This is a genomic window from Mesorhizobium sp. M7A.F.Ca.CA.002.05.1.1 (assembly GCF_003998335.1).
In the GTDB taxonomy this organism is placed as follows: Bacteria; Pseudomonadota; Alphaproteobacteria; order Rhizobiales; family Rhizobiaceae; genus Mesorhizobium.
The window spans coordinates 1-3,645 of sequence record NZ_RZQI01000617.1 but is presented as its reverse complement, the minus strand read 5'-3'; the positions used below and the strand labels follow the sequence as shown (position 1 = coordinate 3,645).

Here is a 3,645-nt window from a genome sequence, read left to right as displayed (position 1 = left end):
GCGCCGGGATGGCCGAAAGCAGCGTCGAGAGCGCCGCTTGCCAGAGCGTGAAGCGAATGACGCGAAGCAGATAGGGATCGAAGGCTGCCCAGGCGCCCGAGAAATCGTGGGCGCCCTCGAAAAGCAGGCCGGCAAACGCGCCGCCGATCAGCAGCGCGATCGCGGCAAGCGCGACAATGCCGGCGCTGACGCGGGGATCGGCTGGATGGCGCGTACGCATCTCGCGCTATCCAACCCTGCGACGGGTATTGATCGAGGGGAATATCTGGCGAAGGCCCAGCCCACCCCCCTCTGTCCTACCGGACATCTCCCCCTCAAGGGGGGAGATTGCGCACTCAGCCGCCTTCGCTATTCTCAAGAGTGGCAGGACTAAGAGAGGCGATAAAGCTGCCGATATCCCCCCCTGAGGGGGAGATGGCCGGCAGGCCAGAGGGGGGCGGCTTGGCGCAAACATGCGACGCGGCTCGCGCCCTACTTGCTCATCACCGCAAGCCATTCATCGACCCAGGCCTTGCGATTGGCAGCGACCTCTTGCGGGCTGAACAGCAAGGTCTTGGTCGGCTTGACCAGTTTATCAAAGGCCGGATTGAGCGGCTTGTCGGTCTTGCCGGCCGGGAACATCCAGTTGGTCTCGGGAATGGCATCCTGGAATTTAGGCCCGGTCATGAAGGCCATAAACTTGGCCGCCAGCGGATTCTTGGCTCCCGTCGTGGTGATACCCGCCACCTCGATCTGCAGATACTCGCCCTCCTCGAAGGAGGCCGCCTGGTAGCGCCCGGTGTTCTCGGCGATCATGTGATAGGCCGGCGACGTCGTGTAGGACAGCACCATCGGCGCCTCGCCCTTGGTGAACAGCCCATAGGCCTCGCTCCAGCCCGGCGTCACGGTCAGCACCTTCGGCTTGAGCTTGGCCCAGGCCTCCGGCGCCTTGTCGCCATAAACCGACTTGACCCACAGAAGCAGGCCGAGGCCCGGCGTCGAGGTGCGTGGATCCTGGATGACGATCTTGTCGTCGGCACTGCCTTCGACCAGCTCTTTCAGGCTTTTCGGCGGGTTCTTCAGCTTCTCGGTGTCGTAGACGACAGCGAAATAGCCGTAGTCAAAGGGGACAAAAGTATCGTCGCTCCAGCCACCCGGCACGTTGACATCAGTTACGCCGCCATGCGGCGCGAACAAGCCTGAGGCCTTGGCATCGGCGGTGAGATTGGTGTCGAGGCCAAGCACGATATCGGCCTTGGTCGATGCGCCTTCCAATCTGACGCGGTTGAGCAACGCGACGCCGTCGGCGACCGAGACGAACTCGACATCGCAGCCGCATTCGGCCTCGAACGCCTTCTTCACCACGGGACCCGGACCCCAGTCGGCGGTAAAACTCTCATAGGTGTAGACGGTGAGCTTGTCCTTGGCCAAGGCCGGTCCGGACAAGGCCACGACCGTTGCTGAAACAAGAGCGTATAAAAGCGTGCGCATCGGCGCCTCCTTCGTTCGAATTGAAAGGAATTGAGGCGTCGGACTGTCCGAAACGTCTAATCCCTCCGCCGGTACAAACCGGATCAGGTTCAGCGGGTTGGCGAGACTGCCTCTCAGCCGGTCCGCGAAGATCGCGTCCGGCACCCCGTTAGAGCGTTTCGACACATAGGCCGGGCCGATCCGCCACGCAAGTGGGAGTTTGCCGCCTTCCGTTTCCCGTGCCGGGCTGGTAAGGGCCACACGATATGAGCACATTCACCATCCTGCTTGGCGGCGATCTCATCCGCACGCCACGGCTCGACCGTCAGGTCGAAGGCTCCCGCGTCATCGCCGCCGACGCCGGCATCGGCCATGCACGGCTGCTCGGCCTTGTCCCGGAGCTGTGGGTGGGTGATTTTGATTCCGTGCCAGCCAAGCTGCCTGACGATCTCGCTTCCGTGCCTCGCCGGACCTTCCCGGCGGAAAAGGACCAGACCGATGGCGAACTGGCCATCGCCGCCGCACTCGAGCGCGGCGCGACCCGCCTGGTGCTAGCAGGTGCTTTCGGCGGCAAGCGAGCCGACCACGCTTTCCTGCATCTGGCGCTTGCCTTGCGCCTGGCCGAAGCAGGGACCGATGTGCTCCTGACCAGCGGCGCCCAGGAAGGCATTCCCCTGCTGCGCGGAACGGCCGGCTTCGACTATGCCGATGGCACGCTGTTTTCGGTGCTCGGCTTTTCCGAGCTTGCCGGGTTGACCGTCACCGGCGCCAAATGGCCGCTGAACCACGTCAAGGTGGCCTTCGGTTCGTCGCTGACCATTTCCAACGAGATCAAGGGCCGCCTCGAAATCGCGCTCGGCCATGGCCGCGCGATGCTGCTCGCTCATCCCTATCCCTTACCTGAAAGCTGACATGGCCCCGCCTCTTCTCAACCTCGACGGGATAAAACTGACCTTCGGCGGCACGCCGCTGCTCGACGGCGCCGCCTTGACGGCTTCGGCCGGCGACAAGATCGCACTGGTCGGCCGCAACGGGTCGGGCAAGTCGACCCTGCTGAAGATCGCCGCTGGCCTGATCGAGCCGCAGGACGGCGAGGTGTTCCGCCAGCCTTCGGCAACTGTCCGCTATTTGCCGCAGATGCCCGACATGGAGGGCTTTGCCACTGTCCGCGCCTATGTCGAGGCCGGGCTTGGCCCTGCCGACGATCCCTACCGCGCCAGCTATCTGATGGAGCATCTCGGACTGTCGGGTGAGGAACGTCCGAACGATCTGTCGGGCGGCGAGGCGAGGCGTGCTGCCCTTGCCCGCGTCATGGCGCCGGAGCCAGACATCCTGCTGCTCGATGAGCCGACCAATCATCTCGACCTCTCGGTCATCGAATGGCTGGAAGAAGAACTCATCCGCACCTCCTCGGCACTGATCGTCATCTCGCACGACCGCCGCTTTCTCGAACGTGTGTCGCGCGCCACCATCTGGCTCGATCGCGGCCAGACCCGCAGGCTGGACAAGGGCTTTGGCCATTTCGAGGAATGGCGCGACCTAGTCCTGGAGGAAGAAGAGCGCGAGCAGCATAAACTCGGCCGCCAGATCGTTCGCGAAGAGCATTGGCTGCGCTACGGCGTGACGGCGCGGCGCAAGCGAAACATGCGCCGGCTCGGCGAGTTGCAGACCATGCGCCAGCGTTTTCGCGGCCATCGCGGTGCCGAAGGGTCGGCGACCATGGTGGCGAGCGACGCCGCCGAGTCCGGCAAGCTGGTGATCGAGGCGAAGAACATCGAGAAGAGCTTTGGCGATCTAACCGTGGTCAAGGGGTTTTCGACCCGCATCCAGCGCGGCGATCGCGTCGGCCTGGTCGGGCCGAACGGCGCCGGCAAGACGACGCTCTTGAAGATGCTGACCGGCGAGATGAAGCCGGACGCCGGTTCGGTGCGGCTCGGCACCAATCTGGAGATCGCCACGCTCGACCAGAAGCGCGAGGCGGTCGACCCGCAGGAGACGCTGGCGCAATATCTCACCGACGGGCGCGGCGAGAACCTCGTCATCAATGGCGAGCAGCGCCACGTCGTCTCCTACATGAAGGATTTCCTGTTCAAGCCGGAGCAGGCACGCACCCCGGTGCGCGAATTGTCCGGCGGCGAGCGGGCACGGCTCTTGCTGGCGCGCGTGCTGGCGCGGCCGGCAAACCTTCTGGTGCTC

The 3,645-nt window shown here is 64.3% G+C and carries 3 protein-coding genes, 1 pseudogene and 1 riboswitch; of the genes and pseudogenes, 2 read left to right on the top strand and 2 right to left on the bottom strand.

Annotation, left to right across the window (positions count from 1 at the left end; translation table 11 throughout):
• Window positions 1-220, bottom strand: a pseudogene (locus tag EN939_RS25165) (thiamine/thiamine pyrophosphate ABC transporter permease ThiP); the annotation flags it as partial.
• 251 nt (window positions 221-471) lie between these two features.
• Window positions 472-1,470: a thiamine ABC transporter substrate binding subunit gene (gene thiB, locus EN939_RS25155; protein WP_127270154.1), complete on the bottom strand. Its 999-nt coding sequence runs from the start codon at window positions 1,468-1,470 to the stop codon at window positions 472-474.
• A gap of 43 nt (window positions 1,471-1,513) precedes the next feature.
• Window positions 1,514-1,628: riboswitch (TPP riboswitch) on the bottom strand.
• Between the two features lie 87 nt (window positions 1,629-1,715).
• Here thiB and EN939_RS25150 point away from each other — a divergent pair.
• A complete protein-coding gene (locus EN939_RS25150; RefSeq protein ID WP_127270152.1) occupies window positions 1,716-2,360 on the top strand; it encodes a thiamine diphosphokinase in 645 nt (214 codons plus the stop codon).
• Between the two features lies 1 nt (window position 2,361).
• Window positions 2,362-3,645: ABC-F family ATP-binding cassette domain-containing protein (locus tag EN939_RS25145; protein WP_164751205.1), on the top strand; the 1,284-nt coding region annotated here is incomplete at its 3' end.